A 20,124-nucleotide genomic window follows, 5' to 3' on the forward strand; every position below is an offset into this window, starting at 1 on the left:
TTTAATCAGACAGAGAGAGCAGATCAATGTTGGTATCGGTATTTTCGATCCTTAATTCGGTTTCGGCGGTGGCCAGTGGGTCCGGCAGCGACAGGAGTGATCGCACCGTCCTAAACTGCTCCCGCAGGGCGGTGAAGTCCTGCTGCTGCAACAGTTCGGTTTCATTGGGTTTGAACGGCACACTCAGCAGTGCATCTTCGGGGCGGGCGATGTGCTTGAACTGTAGGGTTCCAACTGGTGCGGAATGAAAACTGTAGGGGTCGAAGACGTTGCTTTTGATGTAGACGTTTCGATCGATCAACAGGGGCGAAAGATTCAGAAAATCAGCCGTTTCCGGCACCTGGCTTTCCCGCTGTACCCTGACCAGCAAAACCGACTGCGACGCCCAGGGATGCGACAGGTTAATTTCCTGAAACGATTTGTCTTCGTACGGATTCTGGGTGGTTCGCAAAACCGCCTTTTCGTGTTTGTACTCTTCCGGCCGGTAAAAAAACCGCACGACCCGGATGTTCTTGTACGACTCGAGTTGGTAGTTCGCCCAGAATCCCAGCCGTTTACACAATTCGGCGAGTTGATCTTCCCCAACCTGGCAGAGCGACGGAATGTTGGGAACGCCCGCCGGATCGTTGAGCCGCCGACGCAAGTCCTCAAAAAACAGCACGCATTCGTAAAAAGCCTCGTGTTCGCTGAATTGGTGGGCCAGTTCCTGCATTTCAGGAATAAAAAGCGAACTGTTACTCCCGACCAGAAACTGATTCAGACTTCTCAGGACCTGCTCCAGCTGGCTGCCTGCCCGGTTCGCCCATCCCTCGGTCAGCAGGCGTTGCAGCAAGGCCAGCGTATCCGCCGACAACCTGGGATCGATTCCCTCCTTCCGGCACTGAATCAGCCGGTCGAACACCTGCGCCAGCATCGTAATGACCAGTAAATCAACCGTCGATTCAAACAAGGAACTGTAGTTCAGCAGCCGTTCACGGGTGGCCGGAATCGGCAGTTTTTTGCCTTCGGGGGTGAAGGGGGGGGTAAATAAGCGACGAAGGGGTTCCGCAAGCGGGTACGGCAAGCGGCTCAGAATGGCATCGTTGATCCAGAGAATCTGCGACTCGGGGGCCTGCTTGCTGATCTGCAGGAATTTCTCCCGTAAACCGGGTTCAACTTTGTGGAGGGCATTGAACAGCGCATTCCGCAGCAGGGTATTGGGCTTGTAGTCCGCGACGGTCGGTTCGGCAGCGGTCGGCAGTTCCCAGCGGGCCATCTCGTCGGAAGCCCGGTGAAAATACCAGAGGTTCCGGCTGACTTCTTCCGCTTCCAGGTCAACCATCGCGCGGTCTATCACCTGAATGCGGGTCGCTTCGCTCACCTGCAACGTCAGCCGGGCCATTTCCAGGGCTTCTTCCACCGAATGCTGATTGACCAGCGCCCGGTAAAACGTAAGCGCAAAGGCCGATGCGGCCTTATCTTCAATGGGAGTGCTGGTGGCAATGATGGCGGCACGAACGTTCTGGGCGGCCAGCAGACGGATATGCTCCAAGGTCGAACAACCGTTCAGAAAAATCAGACGCAGATTCGGGCAGCGGCCGAGCAGTTGGGCCATCCCGGCTCCGCGGGCAACCGTGTCTTCCAGTTGCAAAACCGTACGGCCCGCATGCCCGCTGAAATGAAACAGACTGAGCGTATTCTGGTAGGTCAGTAATTTACCGGCCACGGAATCGGTCGTAGCAAACGATTCGCGGACCTTCTGAAAATGACCTTTACTACTCCGTAAATCCAGCAACCGGTCGATGCCGTCATCTTCGTCACGCAGGGATGGCAGTGGATGATCACGGTCGTTGGCAAAACAAAAAAGCAGGGTATCCATCGGTGGTTACATCTACGCGCGGCTCACCATCGGGAGCGAATAGCGCCGAATCCGGCCAGACCGGCATAAAACCAAAGCCCGAAACCGTTTCCGGAAATTGGAAGGTAGGTAATTCAGGGATAGATTCAAAACCAGCCGTTTACCAACCGAAAATCCCTCTTTTTGACCGTCTGATAATTTAGACGCAGAAATAACCGCCCACGCTTTTTTTCGCTCAACGATTGCCTTATTTCGTATATTTATTTTTCGGCATATAATTGTGTTTTTTGGATCAAAAACCGCTTTCCAGTACGCCTTCTCCGGTCATTTTTCGGTTTCTTGCCGACAGGCGTCCGAATTTGGAATAACTATTGCGGCAACTCCTTACGGATCAACTTTTTAGCCCTTTGTCTGATTATTATTCCAGCCATCCTAACGTCACCAGTTGAGAGGGCACGTTACTGACCTATCCCCTACCTGTTCAATCGCAGCTACGACCTCAAACCGATCCCTTATGACTTGGATTCTTTACGGCTTAACACTCTGCCTTTCCTTTTCCTCGCTGGCGCAACGAAGCATTACGATTCGTGATCTTCACACGGAAAATCTGACCAATCCCGATGGGATTACGAAGACGACGCCCCGGTTAGGCTGGGTTCTGACCAGTAATCAGCGCAATCTGAAACAGGATTCAATGAGCATTTTGGCGTCATCTTCGAGCAGGGTGGGTTCTGACCAGTAATCAGCGCAATCTGAAACAGGATACCTACCAGGTTCTGGTGGCCTCCTCCCTCGACAAACTGAATCAGAACCAGGGCGATCTGTGGCATTCGGGGGAAGTCACCAGCGACCGGTCGCAGTGGGTTCCGTACGGCGGACCGGCGCTGACCAGTCGCCAGGTTTGTTACTGGAAAGTGAAAGTAAAGAGCAAGGACGGCGCCGAATCGGGCTGGAGCGAACCCGCCCGGTGGACGATGGGATTGCTCCAGTCGTCGGACTGGTCGGCGCAGTGGATCGGGCTGGAACAGGCCTTTGCCTGGGATGCACCCCGAGCCGTAAACACCCGGTTATCAGCCCGGTATTTCCGCAAAGAAGCCAGTCTTTCGAAAACGGTTAAACAGGCAACGGTTTACATCAGTGGGGTCGGTTTGTACGAATTATCGCTGAATGGGCAGAAAGTGGGCGATGCCGTGCTGGCTCCCGGCCCCACGGAGTTTGATAAACGGGTGCTGTACAACACCTACGATGTCACAAATTACCTGCAAACCGGGAACAATGCCTTTGGCGTAACGCTCGGCAATGGCCGGTATTTTGCCGTCCGTGTGGGCCAGCCGAAGGTGCCGGCCACGACCCATTACGGCTATCCGAAAATGCGGCTACAGATCGAAGTAACCTATACCGACGGCACCACCGAACGCATTGTCAGTGACAACACCTGGAAAGTGACCGCCGATGGCCCCATCCGGACTAATAACGAATACGACGGTGAAGAATACGATGCCACCCGCGAATTAACCAACTGAGACAAAACCGGTTATGATGAATCCGGCTGGCTCCCGGCTCAGGTGGTGAGTGCCCCGGCCAGTCGCGTGGAGTCGCAAACCAATCCCCCCATCCGGGTCACCCAGACGCTGACACCGGTTTCGGTCCGGCAACTGGAAGCGGGCAGATACATTTTCGACCTGGGCCAGAACATCGTGGGCTGGGCCCGGCTGAAGGTGCAGGGACCACGCGGAACCCAGGTGACCCTGCGGTTCGCCGAAAACCTCAAGAGCGACGGTTCGCTGCTTACGGATAACCTGCGCACGGCTGAAAACAAGGACATCTATACCCTGAAAGGCGGCAGTGAAGAAACCTGGGAACCCCGGTTTACCTATCATGGCTTTCGCTACGTAGAAATAACCGGTTTTCCCGGTACGCCAACAACGCAGACGCTGGAAGGCCGCATTGTACACGACGATTTGCCCCAGACCGGTTCGCTGACAACCTCCAACGACTTGCTAAACCGGATCTACCACAACGCGGTCTGGTCGGTTCGGGGTAATTACCGGGGCATGCCGACGGACTGCCCGCAGCGCGACGAACGGCATGGCTGGCTCGGAGATCGGACCATGGTTTCGACCGGAGAGAGTTTCATGTTCGGCAATCAGAGCCTGTATGCCAAATGGCTGGACGATATCGAAAGTGCCCAGAAACCGGACGGCAGCCTCCCGGACATTGTTCCCTCTTACTGGAAATACCTGACACCGAGCGTTACCTGGCCGTCGGCTTACGTCCTGATTGCAAATATGTTGTACGAACAGTTCGGCGAAGACGAACCCATTCGGAAGCATTATGCATCCATGAAAAAATGGGTAACGTCCCTTGAAAAATACAGCACCAATTACATTCAGGAAGAAGACGAATACGCCGATTGGGCGCTTCCTCCGGAATCGATGACAATGACCAAATCGGAGGATCCTGCCCGAAAAACCGACGGGAAGCTGCTGAATACGGCGTATTACCACTACGTTCTGAAGCTGATGGAACGGTTTGCGACCCTGACCGGCAACGAGTCCGATCGGGCAGCTTTCAACAGCCGGGCGGCTTTGGTCCGATCAGCTTTCAACCAGCGTTTTCTCAATACCGCCACCAACCAGTACAGCAATAATACCGTAACCGCCAACCTGGTAGCCCTGGCTTGCGAGCTGGTTCCCGACGACCGCCGGGATGCGGTTTTTAGCCAGATCACCAGCGTCATCGAAGGGAAATACAACGGACACCTGAGCACGGGTGTTGTGGGTACCCAGTGGCTGATGCGGACGTTAACCGATCATGGACGAGCCGATCTGGCGTACCGGATTGCGACCAACACCGGCTATCCGAGCTGGGGGTACATGGTCCAGAACGGGGCCACCACCACCTGGGAATTGTGGAACGGCAACAAAGCCCCATCGTTCATGAACTCCGGCAACCACGTGATGCTGCTGGGCGATATGCCCATCTGGTTGTACGAAAATCTGGCGGGTATCAAATCCGGTGAGGCCGGTTTTAAATCCATTGTGATGAAACCGACCCCTGTTGGCAACCTGAACACCCTCAGTTCGACCTTCGTTTCGGCCTATGGCCCCATCACCAGCAATTGGGCGGTTAAGAATCAGCAGTTTCGCTGGAACGTGACCATCCCGGGGAATACGACGGCACTGGTCGCAATTCCGGCGGACAACCTGGCCTCCGTGCTGGAAAGCAACCAACCCGCCGAGGAAGCTACTGGAGTCACCTTTCTGCGGATGGAAGACGGACGGGCCCTTTTTCAGGTGGCATCAGGTTCCTACGAATTTCTTTCGACGCCAACGGCCTACGGAAACCGCCCGCCCCTCGCACCCGGTTTTAGCCCGCCTTCCGGCCTGGTCAACAAAGCCTATACCTACACCATTCCGGCCTTTACGGACCCCGAAGGCAGCCCCGTCGCGCATGCCCTCAGCGGCACGATTGCCGGTCTGAGTTTCAATCCGTCCACCCGCGTGCTGAGTGGTACGCCTACCCAGGCCGGCTCGTACCCGCTTGTGGTGCGCGGAACCGATACCGGGGGCGCTTCCACCACGGCGGTCATGACGGTGGTGATCACCCATAACCTGAGTGTTTACGATGGTTACCTGGACCAGGTACGCTGCGACAGCATTACGGGTTGGGCCTGGAACCGCGACAAACCCAATCTGGCCATTCCCGTTGACTTTCTGGCAGGCCCCACCCTTGAAACCGCCAGCCTGATCGGCACGACTTCGGCCGATATTTACCGGCAGGACCTGAAAAATGCCGGGAAAGGGAACGGTGCCCACGGGTATCGTTTCAAGGTACCGGAGCGCATTAAGGACAACCAAACGCACACCATCTGGGGACGGGCCGACGGTCTCTTCGTCCTGAAATGGTCGCCGAAAACCCTCACCTGTGTGGGAACGCCAGCGCCGGTTAACCAGCCGCCGGTGGCCCCGGCAGTCGCTTCGCTGACTGCCATTTCCGGTGAATCCTTCGCCACCACCCTGCCGGTTTTTACCGATCCGGATACCAGTGATCTACTGACTTACAGCCTGACCGGTTCGGTATCGGGATTAAATTTTAACATCGATACCCGCATTCTGAGCGGTACGCCAACCACCACTGGTACCTTTAGCCTCACGTATGCGGCCCATGACGGTACGGTTTCGGTTCCGATTGTGATCAGCCTGACCGTAGCGGAACCGCCGGTTGTCAACCAGCCGCCGGTGGCCCCGGCGATGACTTCCCTGACCGCAACAACCGGCCAGCCCTTCTCGACCACGCTGGCGGTTTTCACCGATGCTGATCCCTTGACCTACACGATAACCGGCGAGGTTCCCGGTTTGTCCTTCAATACCTTAAACCGGGTTTTAAGCGGAACGCCCACTCAGGCCGGTTCCTTCACCCTTACGTATGCCGCCAGCGATGGCAAAGTAACCGTTCCGGCACCGGTTGCAATTACGGTATCCAATCCGGAGCCGGTCAACCAGCCGCCCACGGCCCCGGCGACTCTACCCCTGTCGGCCACCATCGGACAAGCCTTCTCCACGACCCTACCCCCCTTCTCCGATCCCGAAAACGGACCGTTGACCCACACCCTGAGCGGTCTTCCGAGCGGACTGAGCTTTACTGCCGGAAACCGGGTGTTGAGCGGAACACCGACGGCCGCCGGCACCCACACCCTAACCTATTCGGCCACCGATAACAAAGGCGCGAAAACCACCCTTTCGCTCTCATTGACGATCGGTATTGCTGGTAATTATGAAGGATTTCTGGATGTTGTCAACTGCGGCATTTTCTCCGGCTGGGTCTGGGACCGGAATCAGCCCAATGCGGCCGTAACCATCGAGTTTCTGGAAGGCCCCACCCTGGCGACGGCTCAATCGGTCGGCACGACTTCGGCCCATATTTTCCGGCAGGATTTGCTGAACGCCGGGAAAGGGAACGGGGCCCACGGATATCAGTTCAATGTTCCGGCCAGCCTGAAAAACAATCAACCGCGAACGATCTGGAGCCGGGTGCTGGGCAACAGTTATGTGCTGATGTGGTCGCCGAAAACCGTAACCTGCGCTCCCGGACAGCAACGCGTAGGCGCATCGCCGGCTGACGACCTGACGGCCCAATTCTCACTGACACCCAATCCAACGAATGGCCGCGTAACCGTTCGTTTCCGGCTGGCCAAAAACCAAAAAGCCCGCTTAAGCGTCACCGATCTGGTCGGGCGTACCCTCCGGCAACGGGAAATCTGGGGAACAGGCCAGCCGCAGGAAGAAACCCTCGACCTCAGCCAGGGCGCGGACGGCCTGCACTTTATCCACCTCCGAACCGACCAGCAAACGCAGAGTGGGCGGGTGCTTTTACACCGCTGAAGCGTGGGAACCGGCGTACCCGATCGATACGCCGGTTCCGGGTTCGGTATTATCGCCATCGGTGCCTTCGTCGGGTTCCAGCGAATCGTCTTTATCTTCCCTGGGCGCATCGGGGGGATTCAGCCATTCGGGTTTTGTTTCCTGACCAATCGCATCCTGGTGTCTTTCTTCCTCGGTTTCTGGTTGTAGGTTCATCGTTCTGAGCGTTTTCAGTCTAACCGCAGGCGTTTCGGATTGTTTACCCGGTTTTGATTTCCAGCCGTTTTCCGGTTTTTTATGCCTCCAATTCGGCTTGAATCCCGTTCTGGCAAAACCCCGGCCCGGCGTTTGTCGTTATCACCAGTATGAAGTTGTTTTTGCGCATCCTCCGCTGGGCTATTGTTGTTATTGTTGTCGTCGCCACCGGGTTGCTTGTTGCAGCCCATTGGGTTGAGTCGCGGGATAGCGACGAAGAAATTGCCGAAGATTTTCGTGACGCGCCGGTTCGTCCGGTGGTGCATCGATACAGGGTAAATGATCGGACCATTCGCTACATGGAAACCGACGAACCGGGTCAGGATACGCTGCCGGTGGTGCTGTTCGTGCACGGCGCTCCCAGTTCTTCGTCGTTTTTTTCCAAGTTTTTTAAGGATACGACCCTCCTCCGCCGGGCCCGGCTGGTGGCGGTGGACCGGCCCGGTTACGGATATTCGGACTACGGCCGGGTCGAAACCTCGATTGTCAAACAGGCCCGCTTGCTCCAGCCGCTGATCGACCGGTATCGCAAAGCCCGGTTTTTCATGATCGTCGGCTCGTCGTACGGCGGCTCGGTTTCGGCCCGAATTGCCATGAACAATCCGAATCTGGTCGACCACGTGGTGTTTGTCTCTTCGGCCCTGGGGCCGGGGCTGGAGCACACGTATCCGATTAGTTACTGGATCGACCGGCCGCCTTTGCGCTGGCTCATCCCACCCTTGCTGCGTCTGGCCAACGACGAGAAGCTGGCCCACCACCGTGCCCTGACGGAAATCCTGCCCGACTGGCCCAAAATCAAAGCCGCCGTAACGTTTTTACACGGTCAACGCGACGAGCTGGTTTATCCGACCAACGTGGCTTTTGGCCGCACGCACCTGGTCAATGCCAATTCCAAGGAATTTTTGCTGCCCGAAAACCGCCACGACATCGTTTTCAACAAGCGGGAATACATGACGGAAATTATTGTCAACATTCTGAATACGTACGCTCATTCCGTGAACCCCCGGAATAGTCCGACGCCGGAGTACCTGACCACCACCCATTGATCATGAAAAATTACCAGCTCCGACGACTGTCTGATCAACCGATTGTAACGGCTACGGATGTAAAACCGTCACATCCGCACTTTCAGGTGCTGGGGGCATTCAACCCGGCGGCCTGCCGATTCGGTGACGAAATTCTGTTGTTGCTGCGCGTGGCGGAGGCCGTGGAGCCCAGGCCCGGCACGATTCAGGTTCCCATCGTCCAGGAATTAGGCGGTCACTTTCAACTCGTTATCAAGACATTCCCGGAACCGGAAGGCCCTTACGACCCGCGGATCGTCCAGCTTGGTGATCAAGCCTACCTGACGTCGCTGAGTCACCTGCGACTGGCGCGGAGCCGCGACGGCCTTCACTTCACCGTTGACGAGAAGCCGTTCATCTTCCCCGATCGGGCCGACGAGTCATTTGGTGTGGAAGATGCCCGGATTACCTACCTGGACGGGCACTACTGGATTACCTATACGGCGGTTTCGGAAAACGGGCCGGGCGTTGGCTTAATCACCACGACCGATTTCGTCCACTTCGACCGGAAAGGGATGATCGTTCCTCCTCCCAACAAGGATGCCTGTTTGTTTCCGCAGAAAATCAACGGTTTTTATTACCTGTTGCACCGGCCCATGGTGTCGGATATCGGCAAACCGGCGGTCTGGCTGGCTCGCTCACCGGACGGTGTTCACTGGAGCGATCACCGGTTTTTGTTCGGAGCGACCGGAACGGTCTGGGAACATTTGAAAATCGGCACGGGTCCGGAGCCGCTGCTAACGGACGACGGCTGGCTGGTATGTTACCACGGCACGAGCGTCAATCACGAATATTCGCTGGCGCTGGCCCTCCTGGACCGTGACGATCCGACCCGCGTCCTCGACCGGTCAGCGACACCTCTGTTGATGCCCGAACTACCCTGGGAAAAAGTTGGATTTTTCCCCGAAGTCGTCTTCTCGAACGGTTGGGTTCAGCTACCGGATGGCCGGATCCTGGTGTATTACGGAGCCGCTGATTACTGCGTGGGAGTGGCGGAACTGGTGCGCGGATGAAGCCGGGGTTATTCCCCGCCCGCTTTTAACGTTTCCGCCAATCGATCCCGTTCAGCCTTCAGAGATCTTCTGTTATTTCCAATTTAATGACTTGTTTCAATCCTTCTCCAAATGGATGATGCTCAGCAAGTAGCACAACTGTAACCACAATGTCAAGTTTTATGATAGTTTCAATCCTTCTTCAACTGGATGATGCTCAGCAAGGCGTTAGCTACCCCTTGTTTAACACACTGAAATCTTCTGTAAATGACAACGGCTCCACCACCCGATCCGCAACCGTATTCGAGTTGGGCGACTGGTAGCCGATCAAACGAACCTGCCGGCCCTCGCGCAGGGCTTCGGACAGCCGCTCAATCAGTTGTCCCTGTTGAAGATCGACCAGTCCGTCGGCCAGCGGCAACAGGGTGGACGACAGAAACAGTTTCTGCCGGATGCTGGTCAGCAACGGATGCGTTGGCGAAACTCCCGCCAGTGCGTGCCGCAGCAGTTGGGCTTCCTCCTCCGTAAACCGTGGTTGCTGACGGGTTTCATCCTCGAACAGAAAATACCGGACAGGCTCTCCTTTTCGGTCTACTTCGTAGCCAACCTCCTCCAGAAGCTTGAAATAGCGGTAAACCGTCCGTTTATCAATTTCCAGCGACTGGGCTAATTGATCGACCGTTTTACCCGGCCGCTGTTTGAGGAGACGAATCAATTTAAAGACGCGTAAAAGTTTCTGCTGCTCGGTCATGCCATAAATACTTACTAATGCTAATTATAAAAATAAACTGAGTATTTTAACTTATTTCTAGTTTTCGGTTTTATCCAGGGCACACCCGCCCTATTTCTTCGCCCGACTGGTGGTAGTGCGTGCAGAAGGGGGAACCCAAACCGGGGGTTGGGCCGAATTTCTTCTGAATTTATCTGTACCGGGCTTTGCGGATGATGCGACCAGATACCGGTTTCAACCGCCCAAAAATGCCTGTTTATGCGTTTAGTCCCTGTCAGATCGGGGACATTGATCGTTAAATTGGGGACATCGGACCGGCCTCCGGCCGACAAAAACAGTTTTGCCGGCCGGAGACCACTGTCTGTGGACTTGAACGGCACATCTGGATGATGAAGGACGCGGATGCATTTTGAGGACGGCTTTTTTCGATCGGGTCCCCCAGACCAGTCTCCGTGTAGCCCGCCGGCCGCAACCCGGCCTTTCCCCGGCCTATTTCTTCCGGCATCAGGCCTAATCCTGCCTTGTGGTTCACTTTATTGGACAAAGACCGGTCAGTCTTAAAAAATTATATAAATTCTTAAAATAAACTATCTTTAACGGTGTAATTTCAATCGAAGCCTGTCCACTTACTTGAATAGCGAAAACCGGGTTGCTCCGGCCGTTTGGTTAACTAGCTCTTTTCTATGGAAGTGACTATCAAATGCGGGCCGTTCCCCACTTAACTTTACCATACGATTATTGCCGAAAGACTATTTGATGGTTATACTGTTTGCAACGTGAGAAACTATGAATCCTATCGTACATGGTAAAGCTTTTAGAAAATTGGTTTGACCGTTCGCGACAAGGAGTCGCCTTTTTAAAACCGATCCGTAATCCCCAGAATAACGTTACCGATTTTCGTTGCCAGCTGGTCAATACCGCCTGCGCCCGGATGATCCGCCAAACCGTTGATGAACTTACTGGAAAGCTCCTCAGTGACTTCGTTCCGCCTGAGCATCTGCAGCGGGTCATTGAGCCCCTCATTGCGGTTCTACAGACCGGAAAACCGCAGCAGATCGAGGAGCACTATCAACACGGACACGAGGGCGCCTGGTTTAACCTGAGTCTGAGCGCAATGGACGACCAGGTACTGGTGGAAATTCAGGATATTACCCAGCAAAAAACCGCTGACCACCAGCTTCAGCGACGGCTGGCGATGGAGTCCATCGTATCGAACCTCTCCGTCCGGTTACTGACCCTGGAGAGCAGCGAATTGAATATGGGTATCAGGGAAGCGCTCGCGCAGATCGGCGCCTTTACCGGCGCTGACCGGGCCGCCATTTTCAGCTACTCGGACGATCAGCAACGGGGTAGCTGCACCCACGAGTGGTGCGCACCCGGCATTACGTCCAGCAGTTATAAATTTCAAAATTTACCGGCAACCCTCTTCACCTGGCTGAATCGGCAACTCGGAAAACAGCAGCTTATTCAGCTCGATACCGAAAATATGCCTGCCGAGGCCGCCCCCGAAAAAGCCATTTTCGATTCCATTGCGGTTCGCTCACTCATTGTGGTCCCCCTGATTCGGAATGGCCTTCCCCAGGGCTTTATCGGATTTTATGCCATTGGCCGCCCTAAAGCCTGGGATGAAAAGGACGTATATCTGCTACAGACCTTTAGCACCCTGATTAGCAGTGCGCAGTATCGCCAGCAGCAACAGGCCGCCATCCAGCGGGCGAACCAACGCCTGGCGGGTCTGCGTACCATCGATCAGGCTTTATTAAGCCCGCATTCAGGCGGTCATTCACCCCTGCTGACCGCCTTGCGGCACATTCATGCGCTGGTGCCTTGTAACCGGTTGACGATCTTCCGGATCGACGAAGGAACGGACATCGCAACGGCCGAATACCGCTTAGCCGAAGGCGTCCTGGAGGTAAAACCCGGCCTGGCTTTTCCATCCCACTACCTGACGGATCAGCTACCACCGGACAACCGGGCTCGGTACATGTCTGATTTAAAAGCCGATACTGTTGATTTTCCGCCCGGAGCCAATCTTTTCGACCAAGGCTTCCGTTCGCTCGTCATCATTCCGCTATACCGTTGGCAGGAGTGTATTGGCGCGTTTACCCTCCTGTCCAAAGTTCCTGATTTCTTTACCGAGGAGCACCTGCAGATTGTCCAGGAAGTGGCCAGCCAGCTGGCCTTTGTCCTGAATCAGCAGCAGCAGAATCAGGAACTGAAACAACAAAATGAGATTCTGGAGCGACGCGTGGAAGCCCGTACCCGGGAAATTGGGGAATTATTGGCCCTGCACCAGGCCATTCTGGAGCATGCCGGTCAGGCCATTCTTTCGACCGACATCCACGGGGCCATCCAGACCGCCAATCCGGCCGCTGAAAAACTATTTGGTTACCGCACCGACGAACTGCTCGGCCGCGTTCCCGGGGTTTACCAGGGATCTTCCGACCAGCCCCTGCCTTTCATTTCGTTGGAACACCCTGGCTCCGACAACCTGCCTTCCGCGGTTTTTGACCTTGCCTTAGCCAACCTGCCGTATTGGAATCAGGAATGCCTGGTCATCAGTAAAGAGGGGCGGCAGGTACCGATTCTGCTGGTCATCAGTTCCCTGAAGGATCTCAGTGGAACGCTGATTGGGTATGTAGCCATCGGTACGGACATTTCCGAGCTGAAAGCGGCTGAAACCCAGCTACGGAGTCTGAATCAGCGGTTCCAGTTGGCCACCCAGGCCGTGGGGCAGGGAATCTGGGAGGATGATCTGGAGAAGGGTGAATTGATCTGGGACGAGCGGCTGTGGGAATTGCACGGCATCGAACCCCGCGGGCAGAACTGGAACTTCCAGGAATATTTAAAAATGGTTCATCCGGACGATCGGGCGGCTTTTCTGGCCGACACGCACCAGATCTCGCCAGATGATCGGCTTGCCAATGTCAGCCGGGTGATTCGACCAGATGGTACGATCATCTACGTCGAACACCGGGCCCTGGTGGTCCGAAACCAGCAGGGGCGTCCGATTCGGGTCATCGGTGTGGCCTGGGATGTTACGGCGCGAAAACTGGCCGAAGAAGCACTCCGGGAAAGTGAGGAGCGGTTTCGCCAGATGGCCGAAAACGTGGATGAAGTTTTCTGGATTCATTCCATTGACCCGTTCGAGTTGCTCTATGTCAACCCCGCCTTTGAACGGATCTACGGTTTCTCGGCTCAACGCATTTATGATGATCCGTATTCATTCCTGGATTTGGTCTGGCCGGAAGACCACGCAACAGTTATAGCGGCTTATCAGCGGTACCAGCAAGGCGAAGACGTTTCGATACAATACCGGGTTCGGAAGGCCGATGGTCGGACCAGCTGGCTGAATGTTCGGACCTTTATCCTAAAAGATAGTGCCGGTATTCCGGTCCGTAGTATTGGCATTAGCAGTGATATTACGAGCCAGATCGAAAAAGAATTGGTGTTGCAGCAATCGCTGCAACGGGAACAGGAATTGAATCAGCTCAAGTCGCAATTCGTTTCCATTGCTTCCCACGAATTCCGGACACCCCTGACGACGATCGTCACCAGCGTCTACCTGATGAAGCTGTATCTGGGAAAACCGCCGGAAATAGCCCGCCCCACGATGGAGAAGCACCTGAATTTGATTGACCAACAGGCCCAGAACGTGAACGAACTACTTTCGGACCTGCTTAGTATCGGTGCCCTGGAAGCGGGGAAAGTCGCTTTCCAGCCGCTCTGGGTCGATGTGCTGGCCCTGTGTCAACAGATCATTGCCAACCATTTCAGCCACCAGCCCGATGGGCGAACCGTTCGGACGTCGTTTGCGGGCCAGCCCTATTCCGCTTACCTGGACGAGAAGCTGATCGGTCAGGTACTGGTCAATCTGCTGGCGAATGCCTTTAAATTCGCCCAGGAAGAACCCCGGCTGGCGATCCGGTTTGAACCGGAAACGGTGATCATTGACGTCATCGATACGGGCATGGGCATACCGGCCGGTGACCTTCCGGATTTGTTTGAGCCGTTTTTCCGGGCCCGCAATTCCACCGCCATTCAAGGTACCGGGTTGGGGCTGGCCATTGCCCGCCAGTATGTCGAGCTGCACGGCGGTACGCTGACGGTGCAGAGCCAGGAAAACCAAGGATCCACTTTTACCATCACGTTAGCCCGTGATCTACGGGACTAAATACAGGATGGTTTCCCTTTTCTGAAATTCAATTCAACTCCTATTTGATCGTATGGCTCCCAAAATCTTATATATTGAGGACGAGATCCACATTCGGGACAATATAGCAGACATCTTAAGGGCATACGGTTACGAGGTAGCAACGGTCGCCAATGGCCAGGAAGGCATCCGTCAGGCGATGATAACCCCTCCGGATCTGATTCTCTGCGATATTCGCATGCCGGAAATGGATGGTTACCAGGTGCTGGAAGCTATTCGTTCGAACCGGTCACTGACCATGATTCCCTTTATTTTTCTGACGGCCCGGACGGAAGAACTGGATATACGCCGGGGCATGGTCGCAGGGGCGGATGATTACCTGAAAAAGCCTTTTGCCATAGAAAGCCTGTTGCAAACGATCAAGAGCCGGTTGCAGCGGGAAGCCCAGCGAAAAACCGACTTGCAGAATCGTCTGGAAGAGATTCGACAGACGGCCACCACGGTCACGAATCATGAATACAACACCCCCCTCAACGGGATTCTGGGGTTCGCTACGCTGTTGATCGATCATTATGACGAGTATAAGCCGGAAGACCGTTTAGCCATGCTGAGGCTGATTAAAACCAGCGGTTTACGCCTGAAACGGTCGTTGGATAACCTGCGGCTGATCGACACGTTGCGCAACCTGGAACCCGGGCATTCCGTGCGCTCTTTTTATACATCCGGAACGGCTCGACTGGATGCCCCGTTTGTTAAACAGTGTCTCGACCAGATCAATGAGCGGTACGATCAGGAAGGGCGGGTTCAACTGGCGTTGGCCAGTGACCAGCTGGCCCTTTCGACCGGGAGCCTGGGGATCATTCTGGAAGAACTCATCGACAATGCCTATAAATTCTCGGACGGATCCCGACCCATTGAGATTACCGGTTGCCGGGAAGGAACGAAGTACAAACTGACTTTTTTGAACCAGGGGCAACCCTTTAAACACGACGACATTGCCCGCATCAACCCGTTTATCCAGTTCGACCGCCAGCAGTATGAACAACAAGGTTTTGGACTGGGGCTGGCAATCGTCAAAAAACTGCTGGACCTGAATCAAGGGACGCTGGCAATCGAAAGTCGGCCGCACGGCCTAACGGAAGTCACGGTGCTTTTTCACCGCCTTATTGATCAGGAGGCCTCCTGATCGCCCGCCCGAAAAAACCGTATCGTGCCGAGGCCGCGAAACAGCAGCGTTTATCGCCTGTGGCTTCGCGGCCTCGGCACGAACTAAGATGGGCACATTCCATCAAGACGACATCAAATGGAATCCGGTGGATCGACCAATCAGGTCAGAAAGCCCACCACCAGATCCACTTCCAGAACCCGGGCAATCTTCGATAAGGTGCCAATGGTGAGCTGATGCCCATTCTTTTCGAATTTATTGACGGTTGGGGTTGATACGCCCAGTTTCAGCGCCAGATCTTTCTGCGTGAGATCGGCTTTTAAGCGGGCTTCGCGGATCAGGTTACCGACTTGTTGCAACGACAGCTCCGGGTCGGATGCTTTTACCAGAATGGACGTTGAATGAACCATGGCATCGTTTGAATTCGACAGTCATTTTTATGGTAGCTTTCACCACTACCCGGATCATTAAAGGGCTAGATCACCGGCGGCCTCGGGTTGATACAGAATAGCATCAATCTGAATTTTCACCGTTCGGGCCGGGGTGCTCAGACTAACCTGATCGCCCTTTTTACAACCCAGTAAAGCCGTAGCCAGGGGGGCGAAGATCGAAATCTGGCGCTGGGCAATGTTCGCCTGCTCGGGATAGACCAGGCGAACATTCAGCGTTTTCTGGTCGTCGAGATACCGGATTTTCACCAGTGAATTCATCGTCACCACATCCGCCGGTATGTCGGTAGGCTCCAGCAGCGTGGCCTGGCTCACCCCCATCAGTAAGGTCCTGATGTGTTTGAAGGAGGCATTGGGATCGGCTTTGGCTTTCGTCACCCGATCGATAAGTCGTTGATAATCCAGTTTATTAATGATTAAATTTGTCATTTTCATGCGGTTTAAATTGATGAACGTGTTTCAGACCTTTCTCAGCACGCAGCTAATTAAGGTGGAAGGCCTCAGCCTCCGTTCGGTTGAGGTTATGAATAATATTCAGAATGATCAGGCCCATGATGACCGCAATGGCAATCTGCAAGGTAGAGTTCGCATAAAAGTGGAGTGCGTCCGTATGCGATTTCTTCCGGAACTCCTCTCCTACCACCGACTGAATCCGGGCCAGATCATGAAGATGGGTCACGCCCTGCTGAAAGAGAACCGCCCCGGGTCCCTTGAAGGTGTGACTGGCCGCTTCGATTTGGTCGGAGCTTCCTTGCTGTAAAACGGTTTTTTCCAGTTTCCGATAGTCGGCCAGGACGGTTTTGATCGCCAGCAGGCTTTTTTGCTCCTCCGCCACCAGCTTCGTTTTTTCGAATTGGCCGATGCTTTGTTCAATCCCGGCATCATATTCTTTCAGCCGGGCTTCCGTGATTCGCGCACTGCTTTTATTGGGGGCCATCAGCCAGGTTTCCAGGAGGTGCCTCTTGGCGTGAAATTTTTCACTCAGATACACCATTTCGACGGCGGGTTCCAGCCGGTCGGTATACACCGATCCCAACGCCTGATCCACTTCCTGCATCGTACTACGCATACTCAGCGATGTGAGTATGACCGCGACCATAACGGGCAAAAGCAGCAGAGCCGCTTTGAGTTTTTGCTGAGCTATTCCTGATAGTTTCATCGTTAAAATGTTTAGCCAGGTTTCCACCGGCGGTTAATAACTGATCACATTGAACCCCGGAAAGCACCCGCTTTGGCGGGGGAGCGGCCGCATTACCGTCCGCAAACGGTTTTTGAAACCGGCACCATCGCAAGAGTTGCACCCGCTCAGGGCGGGACAGAAAACCCAGCAGTTTGCGGAGTTCCTTCCGGAAAAGTTTACGGTCGAATCCGACCTTTCCCAAAACCAATTGACTGTATTCAAACCAGGACATGATTGCATAGGGTTAGGTTTATCAATGAGAATCGGCCAGCTGCAGGCCGAAACGTCTTTCTTCGCAAGTGGGGTATACGCTTCCGTACGTTGCCATTTGCTCATACATCGCGTAATCCGAAGGTTGTAAATGCATCCGCAAATAATCCTTCAGGCGATAATCGCGCTTTTCCAGCCAATATTGTCGAAAGGCGTTGACCGCCCGACAGGCCTCAAATCCCAGTTCTTCGTAAAACTCCCGCTCGCCCGGCGGGCGGGTCCCCAACCAGTCCCGGTAGTCCGTGGTGGTAGGTTCAAACGGCCAGGGCGCGGCTAAAAAATAAAAGGCAATTAGGGGCCCAATCCGTTGGTAGGGCTCGAATTTCCAGATTTGTGGTTGCATAGCGAGTCCATTTATTCGTTTATAAGAACCGTCTTCCTTATTCAAATGCCTAACCACAGGGGCTGGCGATTGGGCATCAGAGCGTGATCCTGTTTTAAGAACCATTTTTGATAGAACCAATAGCCCGTTCCCACCAAAGCACTGGCCAGCAGCGGGATAGTCACCCGGCCTACTACGGGCATTCGCTTGCGGGTTAGGGGCACTTCTTTCTGCTCTTTTATCGCAAAAGTTGTTTATTAGATTTTGCAATTGTAAATTTACAACTGTAAAATCAAAGAAGCAAATAAAATGACGTATATCAGTGCTCAACCGCGCCTAACCGATTCCTGGGACGATATTTGTTATCCGGTTCAGTCCGTCTGGCTGACCGATTTATTACCGGACTATGATATTGTGGCCACGGATCGGCAGCAATTAATTGTTGGGCAGATCAATGGAGGGCGGAATACCATCTTTGGTATTCAGAGTGCCGATTATGCCATTATTCCCAATGCGGTCATCCGGGAAGTGGTCGATGAGCTGATTCCTCAGTATACTCTGCTGGTGCAATATACGACGACCGGGGAGTTTAGTATTAATATTGTGCTGCCGGAAGAATTCCGCGTGGGTCAGGAAGCCTTGCACCGTAGCCTGATTCTGACGAATAGTTATAACGGCAAGACCCCTTTCAGCATTCAGGGGCAGTCGCTGATTACGCTGCTCAATCCGGATGCAATGCTGCGCAGCAGCATGTACCGGACCATTTGCCAGAATGGGCTCTTAGGATGGGCGGATCATTTTGACGATATGTCCGCTTACCAGTCCTGGCTGAAAGACTGGGATGCTTCCAGTCAAAAGCCGCGTATTCCCAAAAACCGCCCGACCCCCGGTAAAACCAGCCGCCCCAGTCCGGGCATTCGCACCATTCACCATAGCGAGCTGACCATCGAGGTCTTCCGCCAGCACCTGCACGATTTGCTGGGCGAACACCTCAAGCCGGAGCCGACACTGACGCCTTCCATCTACCGCCGGCTCCAGCAGGCTAAGCTGGGCCGCCGTGACCAGGATCTGCTGCGGCAGTTGTCGGTCCCGGCCCAACTGGCCAAACAGGCCCGGGAGCGGTTACGGATGGAAGAACAGCTGCTGGACGTCGATCCTACGTACTGGTTACTCTATAACGCGGTCAACTACGCGCTGTTTACCAGCCGGAGCAGCCTGACCCTCAATGATCGTTACCGGCTCGATGAGCGGGTTTTTCATCAACTGGCAGCCCGGGCTTTTGCCTGACCAGGCTGTGATCCAACTGCCCGGTCAGGCAACCGTTTGCCCGGGCTTATTTTTCTACCGTATGAATCCTTTTAAAATAAATCGAATTGCCGTGCTGACTTCCGGAGGAGACGCACCGGGAATGAATGCCTGCATTCGGGCGGTTGTCCGGGGAGGCATCTATCATGGCCTGGAGGTTATCGGCGTCCGTCGGGGCTATAGCGGGCTGGTTGCCGGCGATGTTTTCTCCCTGAGTTCGCACTCGGTGAGCAATAGCATTCAACGCGGTGGCACGATGCTGAAATCGGCCCGCAGCCCGGAATTTTTAACGGCGGAAGGCCGGAAAAAAGCCTATGAGCAACTCATTGAGATCGGCGCCCAGGCCCTGATTGTCATTGGTGGCAACGGAACCTTCCAGGGTGCTCTGCACTTCTTCGAGGAACACCAGTTTCCGGTCATTGGCGTACCGGGCACCATCGACAATGATTTATCGGGAACCGATTATACCATTGGCTACGATACCGCCGTCAACACCGCCCTGGAAGCCATTGATAAAATCCGCGACACGGCGGATTCGCACGAGCGCATCTTTTTAATCGAGGTGATGGGCCGCGACTCAGGCTATATTGCCCTGCAATCGGGCCTGGCCGGAGGAGCCGAGATGATCATGGTACCCGAAATCATGCTGTCCACGAGCGAAATCATCCAGACGCTGAAACAGCGCAAAACAGGGTCCAAATCCTCTTCCATCATTATCGTGGCGGAAGGCGAACAGAAAAATACGGCCGCCCGGCTGGCCGATCAGATTCGTCATCAGATTGATTTTGAGTTTGATATCCGCGTCACCACGCTGGGCCATATCCAGCGCGGTGGGAGTCCCAGTGCGCAAGACCGACTCCTGGGCAGTCGGTTGGGCTTAGGTGCCCTGGAAGGCCTGCTGATGGGCAAAAAGAATGTCATGGTCGGCCTTGTCAACCACCAGCTCACCTATACCCCGCTGAAGGAAGCGATTGAACAGAAAAAACCGATCCACCGCGATTTGCTGCGAATGATCGAGATATTAAGGGTATAGGCAAGC

At 54.6% G+C, this 20,124-nt stretch carries 17 protein-coding genes; 9 read left to right on the plus strand and 8 right to left on the minus strand.

What is annotated here, in order from left to right; translation table 11 throughout:
* Position 1: 1 nt before the first annotated feature.
* Complete coding sequence (locus tag ACFPMF_RS07190; protein ID WP_379842675.1) at positions 2-1,858, minus strand: CHAT domain-containing protein; 1,857 nt, start codon at positions 1,856-1,858, stop codon at positions 2-4.
* 493 nt (positions 1,859-2,351) lie between these two features.
* Between ACFPMF_RS07190 and ACFPMF_RS07195 the strand changes: the two genes are divergently transcribed.
* The 3 genes from ACFPMF_RS07195 to ACFPMF_RS07205 all read left to right on the plus strand — a co-directional run bounded on the left by ACFPMF_RS07195 (position 2,352) and on the right by ACFPMF_RS07205 (position 7,221).
* Positions 2,352-2,579, plus strand: a complete 228-nt coding sequence (locus tag ACFPMF_RS07195; RefSeq protein ID WP_379842677.1) for a glycoside hydrolase family 78 protein — start codon at positions 2,352-2,354, stop codon at positions 2,577-2,579.
* Positions 2,580-2,589: 10 nt separating this feature from the next.
* Positions 2,590-3,360 (plus strand): alpha-L-rhamnosidase N-terminal domain-containing protein, encoded by a 771-nt coding sequence (locus ACFPMF_RS07200; protein WP_465262183.1) that lies wholly within the window; start codon positions 2,590-2,592, stop codon positions 3,358-3,360.
* A 66-nt stretch (positions 3,361-3,426) separates the two neighbouring features.
* Positions 3,427-7,221, plus strand: coding sequence for a family 78 glycoside hydrolase catalytic domain (locus ACFPMF_RS07205; protein ID WP_379842682.1), 3,795 nt, complete (start codon positions 3,427-3,429; stop codon positions 7,219-7,221).
* Here the strand turns inward: ACFPMF_RS07205 and ACFPMF_RS07210 are convergent.
* The gene (locus ACFPMF_RS07210) at positions 7,210-7,416 is read right to left on the minus strand and encodes a hypothetical protein (protein WP_379842685.1); all 207 of its coding nucleotides are present in this window, start codon (positions 7,414-7,416) and stop codon (positions 7,210-7,212) included. The genes ACFPMF_RS07205 and ACFPMF_RS07210 overlap by 12 nt on opposite strands.
* A 149-nt stretch (positions 7,417-7,565) precedes the next feature.
* Here ACFPMF_RS07210 and ACFPMF_RS07215 point away from each other — a divergent pair, with 149 nt between their 5' ends.
* The gene (locus ACFPMF_RS07215; protein ID WP_379842687.1) at positions 7,566-8,501 is read left to right on the plus strand and encodes an alpha/beta fold hydrolase; all 936 of its coding nucleotides are present in this window, start codon (positions 7,566-7,568) and stop codon (positions 8,499-8,501) included.
* 2 nt (positions 8,502-8,503) lie between these two features.
* Entirely contained in the window at positions 8,504-9,532 is a 1,029-nt protein-coding gene (locus ACFPMF_RS07220; RefSeq protein ID WP_379842690.1) for a glycoside hydrolase family 130 protein, read from the plus strand.
* Positions 9,533-9,743: 211 nt separating this feature from the next.
* On the opposite strand, the gene ACFPMF_RS07225 is transcribed toward ACFPMF_RS07220, so the two are convergent.
* Positions 9,744-10,262, minus strand: a complete 519-nt coding sequence (locus ACFPMF_RS07225) for a helix-turn-helix transcriptional regulator (protein ID WP_379842692.1) — start codon at positions 10,260-10,262, stop codon at positions 9,744-9,746.
* A gap of 781 nt (positions 10,263-11,043) precedes the next feature.
* Between ACFPMF_RS07225 and ACFPMF_RS07230 the strand changes: the two genes are divergently transcribed.
* Together ACFPMF_RS07230 and ACFPMF_RS07235 are read left to right on the plus strand one after the other, a co-directional pair.
* Complete coding sequence (locus ACFPMF_RS07230; protein WP_379842695.1) at positions 11,044-14,415, plus strand: PAS domain S-box protein; 3,372 nt, start codon at positions 11,044-11,046, stop codon at positions 14,413-14,415.
* A gap of 52 nt (positions 14,416-14,467) precedes the next feature.
* Positions 14,468-15,580, plus strand: coding sequence for a hybrid sensor histidine kinase/response regulator (locus tag ACFPMF_RS07235; protein WP_379842698.1), 1,113 nt, complete (start codon positions 14,468-14,470; stop codon positions 15,578-15,580).
* Between the two features lie 140 nt (positions 15,581-15,720).
* Here the strand turns inward: ACFPMF_RS07235 and ACFPMF_RS07240 are convergent, their stop codons facing one another.
* The 5 genes from ACFPMF_RS07240 to ACFPMF_RS07260 are packed head-to-tail and all read right to left on the minus strand — an operon-like array spanning position 15,721 to position 17,801.
* Positions 15,721-15,969, minus strand: a complete 249-nt coding sequence (locus ACFPMF_RS07240) for a helix-turn-helix transcriptional regulator (protein ID WP_379842701.1) — start codon at positions 15,967-15,969, stop codon at positions 15,721-15,723.
* Between the two features lie 57 nt (positions 15,970-16,026).
* Entirely contained in the window at positions 16,027-16,437 is a 411-nt protein-coding gene (locus ACFPMF_RS07245) for a GreA/GreB family elongation factor (protein ID WP_379842704.1), read from the minus strand.
* A gap of 52 nt (positions 16,438-16,489) precedes the next feature.
* Positions 16,490-17,167 carry an MCP four helix bundle domain-containing protein gene (locus ACFPMF_RS07250; RefSeq protein WP_379842707.1) on the minus strand — a complete coding sequence of 226 codons (678 nt, stop codon included), beginning with the start codon at positions 17,165-17,167 and terminating at the stop codon, positions 16,490-16,492.
* On the minus strand, positions 17,070-17,420 hold the full coding sequence (locus ACFPMF_RS07255; protein ID WP_379842754.1) for a hypothetical protein: 351 nt from the start codon (positions 17,418-17,420) through the stop codon (positions 17,070-17,072). The genes ACFPMF_RS07250 and ACFPMF_RS07255 overlap by 98 nt, the downstream gene beginning before the upstream one ends.
* 21 nt (positions 17,421-17,441) lie before the next feature.
* On the minus strand, positions 17,442-17,801 hold the full coding sequence (locus tag ACFPMF_RS07260) for a hypothetical protein (RefSeq protein WP_379842710.1): 360 nt from the start codon (positions 17,799-17,801) through the stop codon (positions 17,442-17,444).
* Positions 17,802-18,089: 288 nt separating this feature from the next.
* Between ACFPMF_RS07260 and ACFPMF_RS07265 the strand changes: the two genes are divergently transcribed.
* Entirely contained in the window at positions 18,090-19,067 is a 978-nt protein-coding gene (locus ACFPMF_RS07265; RefSeq protein ID WP_379842713.1) for a hypothetical protein, read from the plus strand.
* 76 nt (positions 19,068-19,143) lie between these two features.
* Positions 19,144-20,118 carry a 6-phosphofructokinase gene (gene pfkA / locus ACFPMF_RS07270; RefSeq protein ID WP_379842751.1) on the plus strand — a complete coding sequence of 325 codons (975 nt, stop codon included), beginning with the start codon at positions 19,144-19,146 and terminating at the stop codon, positions 20,116-20,118.
* Positions 20,119-20,124: the final 6 nt, after the last annotated feature.

Source organism: Larkinella bovis, assembly GCF_042655385.1.
Classification (GTDB): Bacteria; Bacteroidota; Bacteroidia; order Cytophagales; family Spirosomataceae; genus Larkinella; species Larkinella bovis.